Origin of the sequence: Brevibacillus sp. HB2.2 (assembly GCF_013284275.1) — a bacterium.
Classification (GTDB): Bacteria; Bacillota; Bacilli; order Brevibacillales; family Brevibacillaceae; genus Brevibacillus; species Brevibacillus brevis_D.
This window is the reverse complement of the sequence record NZ_JABSUV010000056.1, coordinates 1-17,012: the sequence shown is the minus strand read 5'-3', so window position 1 is coordinate 17,012 and position 17,012 is coordinate 1. Positions and strand designations below refer to the sequence as shown.

Annotated in this window: 15 protein-coding genes; all 15 read left to right on the top strand. The window is 46.4% G+C overall.

Going from position 1 to position 17,012, the window contains the following annotated elements:
• Positions 1-45: 45 nt before the first annotated feature.
• The 15 genes from HP401_RS27285 (at position 46) to HP401_RS27215 (ending at position 16,969) form a co-directional block, all read left to right on the top strand.
• Entirely contained in the window at positions 46-516 is a 471-nt protein-coding gene (locus tag HP401_RS27285) for a nucleoside deaminase (RefSeq protein WP_173607300.1), read from the top strand.
• 203 nt (positions 517-719) lie between these two features.
• Positions 720-1,196 (top strand): Lrp/AsnC family transcriptional regulator, encoded by a 477-nt coding sequence (locus HP401_RS27280; protein WP_173607299.1) that lies wholly within the window; start codon positions 720-722, stop codon positions 1,194-1,196.
• Between the two features lie 24 nt (positions 1,197-1,220).
• On the top strand, positions 1,221-1,802 hold the full coding sequence (locus tag HP401_RS27275) for a chromate transporter (RefSeq protein WP_173607298.1): 582 nt from the start codon (positions 1,221-1,223) through the stop codon (positions 1,800-1,802).
• Positions 1,799-2,329, top strand: a complete 531-nt coding sequence (locus HP401_RS27270) for a chromate transporter (RefSeq protein ID WP_064201820.1) — start codon at positions 1,799-1,801, stop codon at positions 2,327-2,329. The genes HP401_RS27275 and HP401_RS27270 overlap by 4 nt, the downstream gene beginning before the upstream one ends.
• Before the next feature lie 304 nt (positions 2,330-2,633).
• Positions 2,634-4,244, top strand: coding sequence for a gamma-glutamyltransferase (ggt, locus tag HP401_RS27265; RefSeq protein ID WP_173607297.1), 1,611 nt, complete (start codon positions 2,634-2,636; stop codon positions 4,242-4,244).
• 563 nt (positions 4,245-4,807) lie between these two features.
• Positions 4,808-5,179: a response regulator gene (locus tag HP401_RS27260; protein ID WP_012684297.1), complete on the top strand. Its 372-nt coding sequence runs from the start codon at positions 4,808-4,810 to the stop codon at positions 5,177-5,179.
• A gap of 298 nt (positions 5,180-5,477) precedes the next feature.
• Positions 5,478-5,897 (top strand): response regulator, encoded by a 420-nt coding sequence (locus HP401_RS27255; protein WP_012684298.1) that lies wholly within the window; start codon positions 5,478-5,480, stop codon positions 5,895-5,897.
• A complete protein-coding gene (locus HP401_RS27250) occupies positions 5,894-8,098 on the top strand; it encodes an NAD-dependent epimerase/dehydratase family protein (RefSeq protein ID WP_173607296.1) in 2,205 nt (734 codons plus the stop codon). Before HP401_RS27255 ends, HP401_RS27250 begins: the two co-directional genes overlap by 4 nt.
• Positions 8,091-9,053 (top strand): hypothetical protein, encoded by a 963-nt coding sequence (locus HP401_RS27245; RefSeq protein ID WP_173607295.1) that lies wholly within the window; start codon positions 8,091-8,093, stop codon positions 9,051-9,053. Before HP401_RS27250 ends, HP401_RS27245 begins: the two co-directional genes overlap by 8 nt.
• A gap of 80 nt (positions 9,054-9,133) precedes the next feature.
• Positions 9,134-10,957, top strand: a complete 1,824-nt coding sequence (locus tag HP401_RS27240) for a DUF2194 domain-containing protein (RefSeq protein ID WP_173607294.1) — start codon at positions 9,134-9,136, stop codon at positions 10,955-10,957.
• 3 nt (positions 10,958-10,960) lie between these two features.
• Complete coding sequence (gene pelF, locus HP401_RS27235; protein WP_173607293.1) at positions 10,961-12,367, top strand: GT4 family glycosyltransferase PelF; 1,407 nt, start codon at positions 10,961-10,963, stop codon at positions 12,365-12,367.
• Between the two features lie 5 nt (positions 12,368-12,372).
• Entirely contained in the window at positions 12,373-13,773 is a 1,401-nt protein-coding gene (gene pelG / locus HP401_RS27230) for an exopolysaccharide Pel transporter PelG (RefSeq protein WP_173607292.1), read from the top strand.
• 31 nt (positions 13,774-13,804) lie between these two features.
• On the top strand, positions 13,805-15,529 hold the full coding sequence (locus HP401_RS27225) for a CotH kinase family protein (protein ID WP_173607291.1): 1,725 nt from the start codon (positions 13,805-13,807) through the stop codon (positions 15,527-15,529).
• Positions 15,526-16,260, top strand: coding sequence for a polyphosphate polymerase domain-containing protein (locus HP401_RS27220; protein WP_173607290.1), 735 nt, complete (start codon positions 15,526-15,528; stop codon positions 16,258-16,260). The genes HP401_RS27225 and HP401_RS27220 overlap by 4 nt, the downstream gene beginning before the upstream one ends.
• 22 nt (positions 16,261-16,282) lie before the next feature.
• Positions 16,283-16,969, top strand: a complete 687-nt coding sequence (locus HP401_RS27215) for a DUF4956 domain-containing protein (protein WP_064201829.1) — start codon at positions 16,283-16,285, stop codon at positions 16,967-16,969.
• Positions 16,970-17,012: the final 43 nt, after the last annotated feature.

The following is a 17,012-nucleotide window of genomic DNA, read 5'->3' as shown; positions in this document are numbered from 1 at the left end:
AGGGACATAGGATAAATGGAGAAGGGGATGCGAGGGGGCAAGCGGATGGAACGAGAGACGTGGATGGGGCAAGCTGTACAGATTGCATTTGAAAATGTACGTGATAAAGTAGGCGGCCCGTTTGGAGCCCTTGTCGTGAAGGATGGGCAAGTAGTTGGACGAGGACGCAATGAAGTGACGACGAGTAATGATCCGACGGCACATGCCGAAATTCAAGCAATTCGGGAAGCGTGTCATCGTCTCGAAACCTTTCAGTTAAACGATTGTGATCTGTATACGAGCTGTGAGCCGTGTCCGATGTGTCTGGGAGCCATCTATTGGGCCAGACCGCGCAATGTTTATTACGCTTGCACGAAAGAAGATGCGGCGCATGTCGGTTTTGACGATCAGTTTATTTATGAGCAGATTGTTCTCCCACATGAAGAGCGAAGCATTCCGTTTCAGAGAATAGATCTTGCGAACAAACGGAGTCCATTTGAAGCATGGTCTCAATCTCTGGACCGTATCGAATATTAATAGAGAGCCTCTCCTAGCGGGGAAGGCTCTTTTTTCGTTTTATTGAAATGCTTTCAAAATAAAATTTTCAGACGAAGTATTGCGTTGTGTCAAAGATCGTATTATAGTAGCAGCAATCATTATGGAATTCGACCGAATTTTATAAAATTTAGCTGTGATGAGGTTGAATATTGTTTAAAAAAGACGAATAAAGGTGTGTTTGTATGGAGGAAACTTTCCGAAGATCACTTTATCCTGATTTAGATGACATCGACTATGGGATCATTCGAGCCTTGCAAGGAAATGCGCGCTTGCCGTTTACTCAGATTGCAAAGGACCTCGGGGTTACAGAAAAGACGATTCGCATGCGCGTCCAGCAATTGCAGGACGAAGGTGCCCTGAGTCTGGTCGGTATTGTCAATCCGGTCAAGGCAGGGTTTCATGTACAAGCGATGATTCAAGTGGCTGTGGATGCGGAAAAGCTGGACGATGTGATTGCTGCGTTGACGGAAACCGTAGAGATTAGGCTCATCGTACTCACTTCTGGTGAATATCAGCTTTTCACACAGGTGCTCGTAACAAGTAATGAAGAATTATCGCAATTTTTACTTAAGAAGCTGCACAAGATTCCTGGCATCTCCAAAACGAATGTGATTAACGAATTGAAAATATTGAAGTCCAAATACAACTTTATCCGCTAGTTAGGCAAGGACGGAGGTACAGCTATGATTTACTGGCAATTATTTCTCGCCTTTTTCCGCATCGGAATCTTCGGATTTGGGGGAGGACCTACGATGGTTCCCCTCTTTTACACCGAATGCGTGAAAAAGTATAAATGGGTGACAGATGAGGATTTTTCCGACAATCTGGCGCTCGGCAACGCTCTTCCAGGGCCCATTGGGACCAAGCTGGCTGCATATATCGGCTATCGGGTAAAAGGCTGGAAGGGTGCATTGGTGGCAAACATCGCAGTAGTGATGCCAATCGTGCTTGTGATGATCGGTTTGCTGCAAGTCATATATCAATGGAAGGATGCTCCGGGTGTATACGGCATGATTCAGGCAATCGGTCCGGTAATCGCAGTTATGACAGGCGTCCTTACCTGGGAATTCCTTTCAAAGGGGTGGAAGGGAGCGTCCAGTAAAGCAGGTGTGAGCCTTTCCCTCGCCCTCTCACTCGTAGCGTTACTCTTCCTTGATTGGCATCCGGGCATCGTCGTAGGAATTGCGCTTGCCGTTTCATTTGCTTATTCTACTTGGTCTGTCCGCAATCGCAAGGACAAGGACGGCAAGGAGGGAGTAGCATGATCTACCTGCAATTATTTTGGGCCTTTTTCATCTCCAACATTTTGGGGTACGGGGGAGGACCCCCCAGCATCCCTTTGATCCAAAATGAAGTGGTTGACCACTACCAGTGGATGAGTGTGCAGGAATTCGGAGAAGTGCTGGCAGTAGGGAATGCCTTGCCCAGCCCAATCGCGACCAAGCTCGCCGGATACATTGGCTATCAGGTAGCAGGTGTACCGGGTGCAGTCGTCGCTTTATTTGCAACGGTCGCGCCGACAGCGATCGCGATGGTCTTATTGATGGGTTTTATAAACCTATTCCGCAGTGCGCCACAGGTAAAAGCGATGACCCAATCGGTACGGCCAGTCGTTACTGTCTTGCTCGGAACGATGACGTATCAATTCCTAATGGGCGCAGTCGAGGGAATCGGCTGGATGCAAACAGGGATTTTGACAGTGGCATCCTACCTTCTGCTCGAAACATGGAAGGTCCATCCTGCTTTTGTCATCTTGGGAGCGATGGCGTACGGGTTTGTTTTCATTGGCTAGGAGCTGGTAAGAAGAAAAAGCACAGGGCTCGTAGACCTTGACAACGCCTCCCCAGTCGGAACTTAAAAAAGGGGACCACGTTTGTCGAACACGTCTTCCCTGAGAAACTTCCGCCCGTAGGGTGGCTTTGGCTCGACGGTCCCCTTTTTTAAGTGGAGACGGTCAGTGATTCCCCCCTGCTGGCGTGTCAGAGTCGAAGAGAACTGTGATTTTTCTTCCCCTCCACTATGTTGACTCAAACCAGATGGATCTTCCCTGCTTATCTAACGGTCTTTCTTATCGGCAAAACGAAGGAGGAAAAACCATGGTTGATTATGACGCAATGGAATACCCATACGCATCGAAGCGTGTGACGACTTTTGCCAAGAACGGTATGGTAGCGACCTCGCAGCCACTAGCGGCACAAGCAGGTCTCGATATTTTGAAAAAGGGCGGAAATGCGGTGGATGCGGCGATTGCAACGGCTGCGTGCCTGACTGTAGTAGAACCGACCTCAAACGGCATCGGGGGTGACGCATTTGCCCTCGTGTGGATCAAAGACAAGCTGCACGGACTGAATGCAAGCGGTCCGGCTCCACAAGGAATCTCCATCGAGGCATTAAAAGCAAAAGGTTTGAAAGAAATGCCGACCTACGGCTGGACCCCTGTCACGGTCCCAGGCGCACCTGCTGCGTGGGCAGCCTTGTCCAAGCGTTTTGGACGTCTTCCGCTTACAGAGGTTTTGCAGCCAGCGATTGACTATGCGGAGAATGGCTATCCGGTATCGCCCACATTGGCGCATAATTGGGATGTAGCTCATAGAAAGCTTTCTCAGCAATGCAAAGGGGAAGCGTTCGAGCATTGGTTCTCCACCTTTACGCCAGATGGCAAAGTACCAAAAGCGGGCGACATCTGGAAGTCACCGGATCATGCGAAGACGCTACGTCAAATCGCGGAAACAAATGCGGAGAGCTTCTACCGTGGAGAGCTGGCAGACAAGATCGACGCGTTCTCGCATGAGTGCGACGGTTATTTGCGCAAAGAAGACCTTGCAGCCTATGAGCCGGAATGGGTGAAGCCGATCGGAGTCAACTACCGCGGCTATGATGTGTGGGAGATCCCACCGAATGGGCAAGGGATGATCGGCCTGATGGCTCTGAACATTCTGAAAGGCTTTGTTTTTGACGCAAAGGACACAACAGAAACGTATCACAAGCAAATCGAAGCGATGAAGCTTGCATTTGTGGACGGATTGAAATACATCACAGAAGAGAGCAAAATGAAAGTTTCCAAGGAGGCATTATTGTCAGAGGAATACGCTGCAACTCGCCGTGCACTGATTGGTCATGAAGCCTTGACGCCAGAGCCGGGTCAGCCGAAAACGAGCGGTACGGTCTATTTAGCGACTGCTGACGGTGAGGGAAACATGGTTTCCTTTATCCAAAGCAACTACATGGGCTTTGGTTCTGGAGTAGTTGTGCCGGGGACAGGGATCGCCATGCAAAACCGGGGTCATACCTTCTCGCTGGACCCTGCTCAAGACAATTGCTTAGAGCCAGGCAAAAGAACGTTCCACACCATTATCCCGGGCTTCTTGACGAAAGATGGAAAAGCAGTGGGGCCGTTCGGCGTAATGGGCGGCTTCATGCAGCCACAAGGACATGTGCAGGTGGTCATGAACACCATCGACTTCCACCTCAATCCGCAAGCTTCGCTCGATGCGCCGCGCTGGCAGTGGATGGAAGGCAAAACGGTGGAGCTGGAGCGTCATTTCCCGGAGCATTTGGCACAAGCTTTGGAGCGCAGGGGTCATACGATCAAGTGGGCGCAGCTCGGCAATTACTTTGGACGGGGTCAAATCATTTGGCGTGATGAAAATGGTGTGCTGAGCGGTGGTACGGATATGCGTGCAGACAGCAGCATTGCTGCTTGGTAAGGAAAAATCCTTGGGCTGGACTGAGGAAAGGAGGGCTACCATGGAAACTTTACCTCCATGGGTGTGGAGTGTCTATTATATATGTATCCTCATAACAATAATCAGTGGTATTGTGTATCTAATTCGGAAACGTCGTACCCTTTTTTCGATGATAACGATATTTTTTTCTATTGTCGGTCCAATAGTATTTTTTTTGCAGTCGTTGGTGCGCGGATCTGGTACAGAAATTGATAACCTGTTGTACCACCTTACCCAAGGGGATATATGGGCTTTGTTTGTTATCCTTGCTTTTATGGAAATAGTTGCGTGGTATCTCACACTTGCGAAAGATCTTTTTGGCAAAAGGGAACCGAATAATAGAGTGAGTTGAGCCGAAGCGGGTGCTTCGGTTTTTTTATTTCCCCGTAATGGAATGGAGGACAAGATGTTCTCTTGTTCAGAAGTTGTCTAGATGTTCTTAGTAGAATGTAGAAAATGATCAAATTATGTCGTTTTTGCATATAGTAAACCTCTTTATGATAGTTCGAAAATCGCGGTATAAAAGATGGGAGAAAACAATTTGAATGAATACCATTTTAATTGTTGATGATACAGCGTTTACGAGACTCGTGCTGCGTAACATGTTTGAGAAATTAGGTATTGAGGTAGTGGCGGAAGCTGATTCAGGGGAGGAGGCTGTTAGGAATTATTGTTTGTATCGACCGTCACTGGTTATTATGGATATTACGATGCCGGGCATGAACGGTTTGGTTGCTTCCCGAAAAATCATAGAGCTGGATAAGAATGCGAAGATCATTATTTGCTCCGCAGTTGCACGACGCGATACCGTCATCAAAGCGATTCAGGCAGGTGCGCGTGATTTTATCGCAAAGCCCTTGCAGTTCGAGAGGATTGAATGGGCTGTTCAGCATTTGTTGGAAACAGATTCTAGGTGAAACAAAATGAAGGCGGAGTCATCTCTACCTTTTGAACGGATGGAATATAATTAGGAAGAAGAACAGGGATAAGCTGCCGTATAGGTAACTGTCCCTGTTCTTCTTTTTGTCTCTTGTTCAGAAATTGTTGAGATGATCCTAGTAGAATGGGTGAAGCCACGAGTTAGAGGGGCTTTATGCCTATGAAAATGAAAATATAAGAGGCGTTAGTTTTGGTTGGTATTGCCATCAGGAATATAATACTATAATAAAATAGTCCAAAAGATATAGATGGATAGGATGGGAGACAGCGTTTTGGATGAATAGCATTCTGATTGTTGATGATACGGCGTTTACGAGACGTGTGCTGCGCAACATATTTGAGACGTTAGGACTGCATGTGGTTGCGGAAGCTGCTTCGGGAGAGGAGGCTGTTAGAAATTACTGCTTGTACAAACCATCACTCGTTACGATGGACATTACCATGCCCGGCATGAACGGTTTGACTGCTTCACGCAAAATCATGGAGTTGGACAAGGATGCCAAGATCATTATTTGCTCAGCAGTGTCTAGGAACGATACCGTCATCAAGGCGATTCAGGCAGGGGCGCGGGATTTCATTGCGAAGCCACTGCAACTAGAGCGAATCGAATGGGCTGTCCAAAAATTGCTGGGAACAGGAGTAGATGATTGTTGTGGGGATCGACAGGAGAAACAAATAGCTGAGGTGTTAGCATGAAAGTCTTGATCACAGGTGGTTATGGGTTCATTGGTTCTTTTGTCGCGGAGAGATTTTATAAGGAAGGGTATAAGGTTTTCATCCTCGACAATCTCAGCTCAGGCAATCAAAGGAACGTCACATTTCCGCATAAGGCATACGAGCTGGATGTAGCGGATAAAAAATGTGATGAAGTATTTAAGAGCAACAAGTTCGATGTCGTCATCCATCTAGCGGCCCAAGTAAGTGTTGCTGCATCCATGGAAGACCCCTTGCTGGATACGAATACGAACATTCTGGGACTTGTGAATATGCTAAAGCTATCGAGCAAATATGGCGTGTCCAAATTTATTTTTGCGTCATCAGCCGCCGTTTACGGCATGAATGAATGTACACCGTTACTCGAAGATTCAGCGTGTGATCCGGTATCTGTTTATGGAATAAACAAGCACATCGGCGAAATGTATTGCCGCAAATGGACAGAAATGTACGGCTTGCAAACGGTAGCCTTTCGCTTGGCAAATGTGTATGGCCCCAGACAAAGTACAGGAGGGGAAGGCGGCGTTATCTCTACTTTTTTAACCCAGATCAACCATGGGAAAGAAATAGTTCTGCACGGGGATGGTAGCCAAACGAGAGACTTCATTTATGTAGAGGATGTAGCTGATGCCATTTTCCGTTCCGTTACTACGGATGATATCGGTGTGATGAATTTGTCTACGAACCAGGAAAGCAGCATTAATGAGCTGATTGACATTCTCGGGGCTAACCAGCCTCTTCAAGGAATATCACGAAGGGAAAAACGCCCAGGAGACGTAGATAAGTCGGTTTTGGACAATACGTGGGCAAAGCGAAGACTAGATTGGATCCCGATGTATTCATTGGCGGAGGGGCTGGAAAAAACGGCGCAGTGGTATCAAGAGACCGTCGCAGAGAAGGAACAAGAGCAGGAGAGCGAAGCGAAGAAAGCGATCCATTGGCTCCGTTCATGGGATGCAAGGCCGTACTTAGAGAACATTCTTGCGTTTCTTCTGGTGGTTTTCGCGACAGTTGGAACGGTTAATAGCGGTGTCTTTGATCTCAAGCTGATTTACATCGTGTTGATTGGCGCCATTTACGGAACGAAGCAGTCCCTCTTGTCGGTTATCCTGGCTTGTGGACTTTTCATCGGAGAAAGTCTGCATAACGGGCGCGATGTCGTATCTCTCTTATATGACGCGAATGTTCTGTTTCATATCGCTGTCTATTTTATTATCGGGATTGCTGTGGGCTATTCGATCGACAAACGCAACAGGGACGTATTGTCCAAGGAGCTGCAAAAGCAAGAGCTGGAAGACAAGTATGATTTTTTAAAAGACATATATAACGATGTTCTGATGGTAAAGCAAGAATTGCAGCAGCAGATCGTAAATTCAGAAGACAGCTTTGGAAAAATCTACAACATCACCAAAGAGTTGGACAGCCTCGAGCCTGAACGCGTATTGCAGAAATCAGTCAAGGTACTGGAAAGAATCATGAAGTCCGATGAGATCGCCATTTATACGATGAATCAAAATGGCTCTTTCTTGCGATTGATGGCCAAATCGAATAAAGCGGGCTTTGATCTGCCACGCTCGCTGAAAATGAGTGAACATGCTTACCTTACTGAATTAATGACAATGAAAAAGATCATCGTGAATAAAGAGCTACGTCACGACATGCCCCTTATAGCAGCTCCTATTTTTGACAAGGGAAAAATGGTTGCGGTGGTCACATTGCAACAACTCGGGTTTGAAAACTTTACGATGTACACCCAAAACCTTTTTCAGGTTGCCGTTCAATTGATCTCATCCGCTTTGTCCCGTTCTCTTCGATACTTAAACTCCACACAAAAGGACCGTTACCTAGACGATACCCCTATCCTAATTCCTGCTTATTTTTCAGCAATGGTGAAGAACAAAAGGGACGCCAAGCAACAGTTAAACACTGACTTTACCCTCTTAGCAGTGGATTTTGCGCAAATGGATCATCATACACTTGCTACCTATATCGCCAGTTCTCTTCGCGAAGCAGATTATATGGGAATGGACGAAGCAGGAGATGTCTATATCATTCTCTCCAATTCCAACGAGCAAGAAGCCCGTATCGTGATTGATAGGCTTGGTAGACTCGGTATTGCATCGAGAATTGTGCAGGAAAAAGACCAGGATCGCTTCTCCTTGAAGGATGGCGCTTATGTTTAATCTAGTTCTCCTTCATGTCTTGGTGTCTGTTGGTTACAGTTGGATGCAAAGCCGCAGCAAAAACAAGCAGGTACTGATTATGCGAATGCTTGTTACTGGCTTTCTTCCCATTTTTGGCCTCCTGTTATTGGGGATTACCGATGTGTACAAACGAACATCGAAAAAGAATGTGAATGAACTGATGCTAGAGAGCGATTTGCTGAAGCTAGCGGAGGGATCGAATATTTTCCGAAGAGCGGACATGGAAAAGGAAATGAACATCGTCCCGGTTGAGGACATTTTGTTTTTGAACGACACGAGCACGCGCCGAAAGATGCTGATCGATGTCTTGAAAGAGCAGACCATTTGGCAGATCGGCACATTGGAGACAGCCTTGCAAAACGAGGACTCAGAAACGGTTCACTACGCAGCAGCCGCTTTAACGGAAATGCGGCGCAACCTTCAGCTCCAACTGCAGGATTTATCAGTGAAATACGAGGAGAACAAGCAGGAGCTTGCAGTTCTACGCGCCTACGCAGACGTATTGAAGAAGTATCTGGACAGTTCACTCCTTGATCAACGCACCTATGTGAAATTCAGCTACACGTATTCGTTTGTTCTGGAGTCATTATTGGACATTTATCAGGAAGAAGAAAGCTATTTTGTGGACAAGATCAATTGTGAGCTGGGGAACCAGTCCTATGAAAAAGCGGAACAGTACTGTCAATTGTTTCATGAGTATCATCCGGAAAGCGAGCAGCCATATGTCATGTCGCTCAAGCGCTACTTTACGATCAGAGACTACGCAGGGTTTGTGGCTGAAATGAATCGGTTAAAAAGTTCGTCGGTTAAAATATCCCACGCCACGCTGATGATGATCCGCTACTGGAACGATGAGCAAGACAGCAATTGGGCGGAAGTCGCTGTTACACAGGAAATAGGTACGAAACTGAAAGAGATGAGCGATACAAAATGAGAATGACTAGGTTCAGGAGAAGGAAAAGAGACAGGGAAAATGGCAGAGACTGGAGCAGGTCGAGGTTCAACGATATTCCCGTGAAAAAAAACATCTACATCATTCTGATCTTTGTGGCGATTCTGGGGATCACTATTGAAGCTACCCGGTCTCAGTTCATCCTTCAGGTGAGCAGTAATAAGTCAGGAGGCTCAGGAAAAGAGGCTGACCAGCCGAAGCAAAACGCGATCAGTCAGGAGGAAATCGCCAAGCTGGTAAGGGAGAGATTCCTCATTCTGCATGATTCCAAGGATGAGAGCAGCATGGCAATCGCGAGGAATGTGGAGCAAGTGCTGCGGTATATGAAAAAGGAGTACGAGCTTGCTGACGTTAAGCAGTTCTCGAAGCCCGACCCCCAATACATGACGGTCATTGTCACCATAGAAAATCTGGACATGTTAGCCAATCTGGATGCGATGATGGAATATGCGCACAATGGTGGAAATGTGTTCTTTTCACGTACGCCTGAATACAATGACAGCTTGTACCTCATATACCGAAAACTAGGGATCAATTCGATCAATCTCCCTATCGTGACAAATGGCATTCAGATGACATCCAATCTCTTGATCAAAGGAGAGGATGCAAAAATCGGCGCAGATGCCATTGTGAATTCCTCGATTCCCGTAGAACTGGATAGGCAAGCAAAGGTTCACGCTGTTTCCGCCGACAATATGCCACTGCTATGGGAGACCCGGTATGGACAGGGAAAGCTCATGGTCTATAACGGGACGAATATGCAATCTGCCATGAACAGAGGACTGATTGCTGGTGGCATCGGTTTACTGAATCCAGATTTTATGTACCCCATTTTCAATATGAAAGTCATGTATATTGACGATTTTCCGGCCCCTTTTCGTCAGGGGATCGAGCCGAGTATTTACCGCGAGTATCGCAAAGATATTCCCAGCTTCTTTCGGGACGTGTGGTGGCCGGACATGATCAAGCTTGCTGCCGATTACGATGTGACCTACACGGGAGCTATTATCAATACCTACAATAACCGAGTTGCTCCGCCCTTCACTGATGAGGAAGGAACGGATTCGAACAATCTGATTACGTACGGCAGGGATTTGTTGAAAATGGGTGGTGAACTGGGCATCCACGGATACAATCATCAATCACTGGTTACCGATCAAGCGACGGCGAGTCATTACGAGTATAAGGCTTGGCCTGATGAAGCAAGTATGGCCGAGTCACTTACGTATCTGGACAATTATATCAAGAAGGTCTTCTCGGCATATGACATACAGACGTATGTCCCGCCTTCCAACGTGTTGGGAGAGGAAGGGCGTCGAGCACTGAAAAAGTCTTTTCCTGATCTGAGAATCATTGCCTCCTTGTATGCGGAATCAGACAGTACACACGAATACATCCAAGAGTTTTCCGTGGCTGAAGATGGCATTGTAGAGCTGCCGCGTATTAGCTCCGGATACAGTCGCACAGACATTCATGATTGGTACATAACGAATGCGATCACATCCATCGGTGTTTTTTCTCACTTTATTCATCCTGACGATGTGTTGGACAAGGAGCGAAGCAATAACAAGTCGTGGTCGGAATTGGTGAAAGACTTTCAACTGATGCTGGAAGAGCTTTACGAGCAGTATCCATGGCTGCGTAGCCAGACTGCTTCCGAAGCTGCAACAAGCCTTGAGAGCTATTTACAGACGGATGTATATATCTCGCATACGGATAAAAAAGTGACAGGCTACATGAACAATTTCTCCGAAGACATGTATTACATCTTGCGGACAAACAAAAAAATGACGAGCTTGGTCAATTGCACGGTAGAAAAAATAGAGGAAGGCGTCTATCTCGTGCATGCAACGGGTGCAAAATTTGAAATAGGACTGGAAGAGTAAGCGATGAAAATTTGTCTGATTGCCGAAGGATCGTACCCTTATATTACAGGGGGAGTCTCTAGCTGGATTCATTCCTTAATCGCTAGCATGCCAGAGCATGAGTTCATCATTTATGCAATTGGTGCAGAAGAGAAAAATAGGGGGAAATACGTCTACCAGCTCCCCGAAAATGTGGTGGAAATCAAAGAGGTATTTCTGGATGCCTATCTGAGAGAAGAGGCTGCACCGGGCAAGCGTTTGGGTCTGACTGAGGATGAGCAGCAGGCGTTGCTTTCGTTGCTCGATGGCAGCAAAGGTGACTGGCATGCTCTGTTTTCCGTGTTGTCGGGGAGTAAGGTGCCATCCGTAGCCGAGTTGCTTACGAGCAAGGACTTTTTCGAGGTCATTCAACGGCTTTGCGAGCAAAAATATCCGCAAATTCCTTTTACCGAAATGATCTGGATGATTCGCTCGATGGTGTTGCCCCTATGTCAGATCATTCAAAACGGCATGCCGCAAGCGGATTTGTATCACAGTGTTTGTACGGGATATGGCGGTGTAGCAGGGAGTCTCGGGAAGTATCTGCATGCAAAGCCGTTTTTGCTGACGGAGCATGGAATTTATACCCGCGAGCGGGAAGAAGAAATTATCAAGGCAAGCTGGATCAAGGGTCACTTTAAGGATATTTGGATCGATTATTTTCATAATCTTTCTGCATGTGCCTATTCCTACGCGGATGAGGTAATCACGTTGTTTGAGCGGAACAAGGAAATTCAGATTGAGCTAGGCTGTGATCCCTCCAAAGTGTCCGTGATCCCGAACGGTGTAAAAGTGAGTGATTATGCGGACATCGTGGAGGAAAAAAAGGACGACACAATCACCATTGGTGCTGTTGTCCGCGTGGTACCTATCAAAGATATTAAAACAATGCTTCATAGCTTTGGACTCGTTAAAGAACAAGTTCCACACGCACGCTTTGTTATCATGGGCCCGACGGATGAAGATGAGGAGTACTATACAGAATGCTTGCAATTGGTCGACAGCCTTCAGCTTGAGGATGTTACGTTTACGGGTGCGGTTAATGTGAAAGAGTATCTCGGAAAAATGGAAATGCTTGTTTTGACCAGCATCAGTGAAGGCCAACCGCTTGTTATTTTGGAAGGAATGGCATGCAGAAAGCCCTTCGTCACAACGGACGTGGGAAGCTGTCGGGAATTGTTGTACGGCAATGGTGACAACTATGGCAACGCCGGGATTACGGTACCTGTCATGCATTTTACTCAAATTGCCCAAGCGATCATTACATTGTGCCAAAACGAGCCATTGAGACGGCGGATGGGCAGATGCGGTTTCCAAAGAGTATCGGATATTTACACACATGAGAACTTCTTGGCGGGATATCGCAAAATGTACCGGAAATACGAGGTGTAAGAAACATGGCGGGCATTGGCTTTGAACTGAAGAAAATGTTTCGGAATAAAGGGTATTTGTCCAGTGTGAAGGCGTATGCATTTTCTTCGCTGGTCACAGTCGGACCGATGCTGATTTGTATGGTCATGATCACGGTGCTACAGCAAGTGCTTCTTCAATTGAATGTCAGTTATTTGGAGAGGATGTCTTTTTTAGCAGCTGTTGTTTATGCGTTCGTGTTTTCACTATTGGTTACCTGTGGTTTTTCCATGGTCATTTCCCGCTATATAGCAGACAAAATTTACTTGCGCGAGTATAACGACATCATCGCTTCTTTGTATGGAGTTATCGCTGTTTGCCTGGGCTTGGGAGGGATTCTCGGCGGTGCTTTTTACTGGCTATCCCCTTTGCCGTCTGGCTTTAAGCTCGTTGCCTACCTTCTTTTTGTGGAACTGATCGTCGTATGGCTTCAATCCGCCTATTTGTCCGCATTAAAGGATTATATGCGCATTATTCGCGGGTATTTAGCGGCTGTTGCTGTGACGCTTCTGGCTGCGTTTCTACTGTCTTATTTGACTGAATTGGAAAAAGGAATTGCCATGCTGATTTCTTTGGATCTGGGTTTTTTTATCATGATCGTTCTGTCTATGGTTCATCTGGAGAGCTATTTCCCGAAGCGGGAGAGGAACTACTTCGATTTCGTGAAGTACGTGAAGAAATACCCAAGTCTGCTGGGGGTGGGTCTCTTTTGCTCTCTTGGTTTTTATGTGCACCATTTTATTTACTGGCTGGGGAGTCCGCTTCAAGAGGTCGTGGCGGATACATACGTGATCGCGCCTTTTTATGATGTTCCTGCTTTCTATGCCTCCTTGAGCATATTGCCCACGATGGTCATGTTTGTTGTATCTGTAGAGACCGCTTTTTACGAGAAGTATCGAGCGTATTACGGAACAATATTGGGCACAGGCTCAGTGCAGGATATCAAGCGGGCAAAAACAGACATGGTCCAAACATTGATGCAAGAGCTCAGCTTCATGATGGAAGTGCAGCTGTTCTTTTCCTTCGTTGCATTGGCTCTGGGAATTACGTTGCTTCCGCACATCGGGTTTACGTCCGAGCAGATGGAGCGGTACAACATCCTGGTGATAGCGGGATACTTGTACGCTGTGATGTTTGTGGTCGTGCTGATGCTGCTCTATTTTGACGATCGGAAGGGAGCGCTTGCGGTGACGACCTTATTTCTCATCAGTACGGTTGTTATCACCATAGCGATGCTGCCCCTTCATAACTACGGCTTTTCATTTTTTATTGCTTCGTTTCTTGCACTGGTAGCCGGTCTTGGCAGGCTGATCTATTACCTGAAAAATATTGATTATTACACCTATTGCCTACAACCGCTCTTTGTCAAAGGAAAGCGAATGGAATAGATGGGGACTGATGGATTGGGGAGGACTTAGGTTGAAGAAAAAACGATTCATACTGAGCCTGCTCGTAGCATTCGGAGTTGTAACGACTGGCTGTACACAGGATGTACCTGAACAGCCGGTGTCAGACAACCCGTCAGCAACGAGCCAGGTGGCGCCAACTCAGCAGCTGAACGAGGGGCTGATCGAGAATAGAAGCGTATACGATCAGGATGTGGATGGGAGCATCGTCCATTTATATGTGACGGTAGTCAACGAAGAAAATGCAAAACTGAAGACGACTACCTTTACGGAACTCAATCTAGCTCCTAGTGGACGGAATGAAAAGGGAGAAGATCTCCAGGCCAAAGTCATTATGCAGGAAGGGACGGCGGAGGGGCCTACTCAAGGCCACTTTGGTTTTGGCGAGACGAGAGCGAACGGAACGATTGAGCTGCGGGGGGAATCGAGCAGGAGAGCGGAACAAAAATCGTACAAAATCCGTTTGTTCGAAAGTGCCGGATACTGGCGGGATCAGCGCAACATCAACTTAAGCAAGCACAAGTCTGATATGACGCGTGTTCGACAAAAGCTTAGCTTTGATTATTTCGAGCAGATGCCGAATATGACCAGCTTGCGGACGCAGTTCGTTCAAGTAAAAATCAAGGATTTGACCAAGAAAAATCCGGATCGGGACTTTGTTGATTACGGTTTGTTCACTCAAATTGAACAGCCAAACAAAACATTTTTGCAGGCGCACGGATTGGATCGGAACGGAAACTTGTACAAGGCAATTGATTTCGAGTTCCATCGCTACGAGGATCAGATCAAGCTGGCGACAGATCCTACCTACGACAAGAAAGCATTTGAGAAAATTTTGGAGATCAAAGGCAGCGAGAACCATGAAAAGCTCATTGCCATGCTGGAGGATCTCCATAATCCTGCAATGAATACGCAGGACTTTTTGGACAAGCATTTTGATCGGGATAACTACTATACATGGATGGCATCCAACCTGTTGATGGGGAATCACGACACGGCTGTACACAATTTTTATTTATATAGCCCAAGCAACTCGAACAAATGGTATTTCCTCCCGTGGGACTATGACTCAACATGGGGATTTTTCGAAGAAGAGCTCAAGCGCAGTCCAGAAAAAGGACTCGGTCCATGGCAGTTTGGCCTCTCCGAATACTGGGTGTCGAACCTGCATCGCCGCGTCTTCAAAGACCCGGAAAACATCAAGGCGCTAAACGAAAAGGTTGAGGAAGTCAGCAAGATCATTACAAAAGAGCAAACGGAAAAATACTTGCAGAGCTATTATCCGATTGTGAGCAAATACGTGCTGCAACTACCTGATTTATATAATTTGCCGTTGGATGTCTCGTATTTTCACAAGGAGCAAGTACTTCTCTCCGGTGAACCAGAGCGTAACAAAAAGAGGTACTATGAACGCCAAGAGAATCCGATGCCCTTTTTTATGGGAGAGCCAAGAAAAGAAGGAGATAAGCTCATTTTTGCTTGGGACCATTCCTATGATCTGCAAGGAGACGATCTGACCTACGATTTTGCTGTCAGCTACGATCCTGCGTTTACGAAGATACACGCGCAGGCAAAGGGGCTGACAGGAGTCCAATACACGATAAACGATCCGGGAAAAGGTCGCTTTTTCTGGAGGGTGATTGTACGGGACAGCAAAGGGAACGTACAGACGGCATTTGACAGAGTAGAGCCGGAGGATGCGATTTATCATGGAGTGAAGGAGTTCGTGTTGAAATGAAAGGAATCCAGAGCACGGGCATCCAGCTCGGCAACAAGCGATTGCGGCATGAGCTGAAGTATTATCTTCGGCTGAGTCATTACGAGCCGCTCCGACAGAAATTGCGTCTGATCGCCACTCCTGACCCTCATTCTGTAAGTGAGGAAGGGTATCATATTCGCAGCCTGTATTTTGATGACTATCACGATACGGCTCTCTATGAAAAAAACTACGGGGTTTTTCAAAGAAAAAAGTATCGCATCCGCATTTACAACAAAAGTGATGCGGTCATCAAGATGGAGCGAAAGAGCAAGTTTGGCGGATACATTTGCAAAGAATCAGCGTCGATTACGCGGGCTGAGTATGAGCAGATTTTGGCAGGCGATGTCGAGTTTCTACGTGAGACGGAAAGTGCTGTGCTGCGAGATTTTTATTTGTCGTGCAAGAATCATCTGTTTCGGCCTCGTGTCATTACGGATTATGTTCGAGAGGCGTATTTGGTGAGAGAAGGGAATGTCCGAATTACATTTGATAAGTACTTGAAGGCAAACGTCAATTCGCTTGATATTTTTGACGAACACATCATGATGGTCAGAGCGATTCATCAGCCCATGATGATCATGGAAGTGAAGTACGATCAATTCCTGCCATTCAATATGAGACTTTTGCTACAAAACCTGAGTAATCAGCGGTCGGCTATCTCCAAATATGTTATTTGCAGAGAGGAAACGAAAAAGTACTATAATCTTTAGTGTGAGGAGAAGTCGAGAAATTATGGACACGACCAATACGATTACTTTTCAAGATATCATCAAAAAAAGCGTCTTAAAAATGGATCAATTCGCCAGCATCTCGATCATCGATACTGTCATAGGTCTTGTGCTGTCGGGAGTGCTTGGGTTGTTCATCTACTATATTTACAAGAAAACGTTTCGCGGCGTCGTCTATACGCACACCTTTAACATCACACTGGTGGCCATGGCCATGCTTACTTGCCTGATTATCATGACGATTAGCACGAATATCGTGCTCTCTCTCGGGATGGTCGGCGCGTTGAGCATTGTGCGGTTCCGTACCGCCATCAAAGACCCGTTGGATATTGTCTTCATGTTTTGGTCGATCTCGGTCGGTATTGCGACGGGAGCAGGTGTGTACCCGGTTTCCGTTTTAGGATCTCTGGTAGTGGCAGGTGTCATTGTCGTATTATCCAAGCGGCAAATGAGAGATGTTGCTTATCTGCTCATTATTACCTATCAGGATCAAGCCAATGACGGAGTCAAATATCAGTTGAACAAGTTAAAGTACACGCTGAAATCAAAGACAGTCAACAAAGAGATGGTGGAATTGATTGTAGAAGTAAAAATCAAAGGAGATAATACGGCATTTGTTCAAGATATTTCAGAGGTAGAAGGTGTGAAAAACGTATCATTGGTTAGCTACGATGGCGATTATGCACCATAAATGATTCTATAAAAAAATCCCTTTCTGACGACTCCTTTACAGG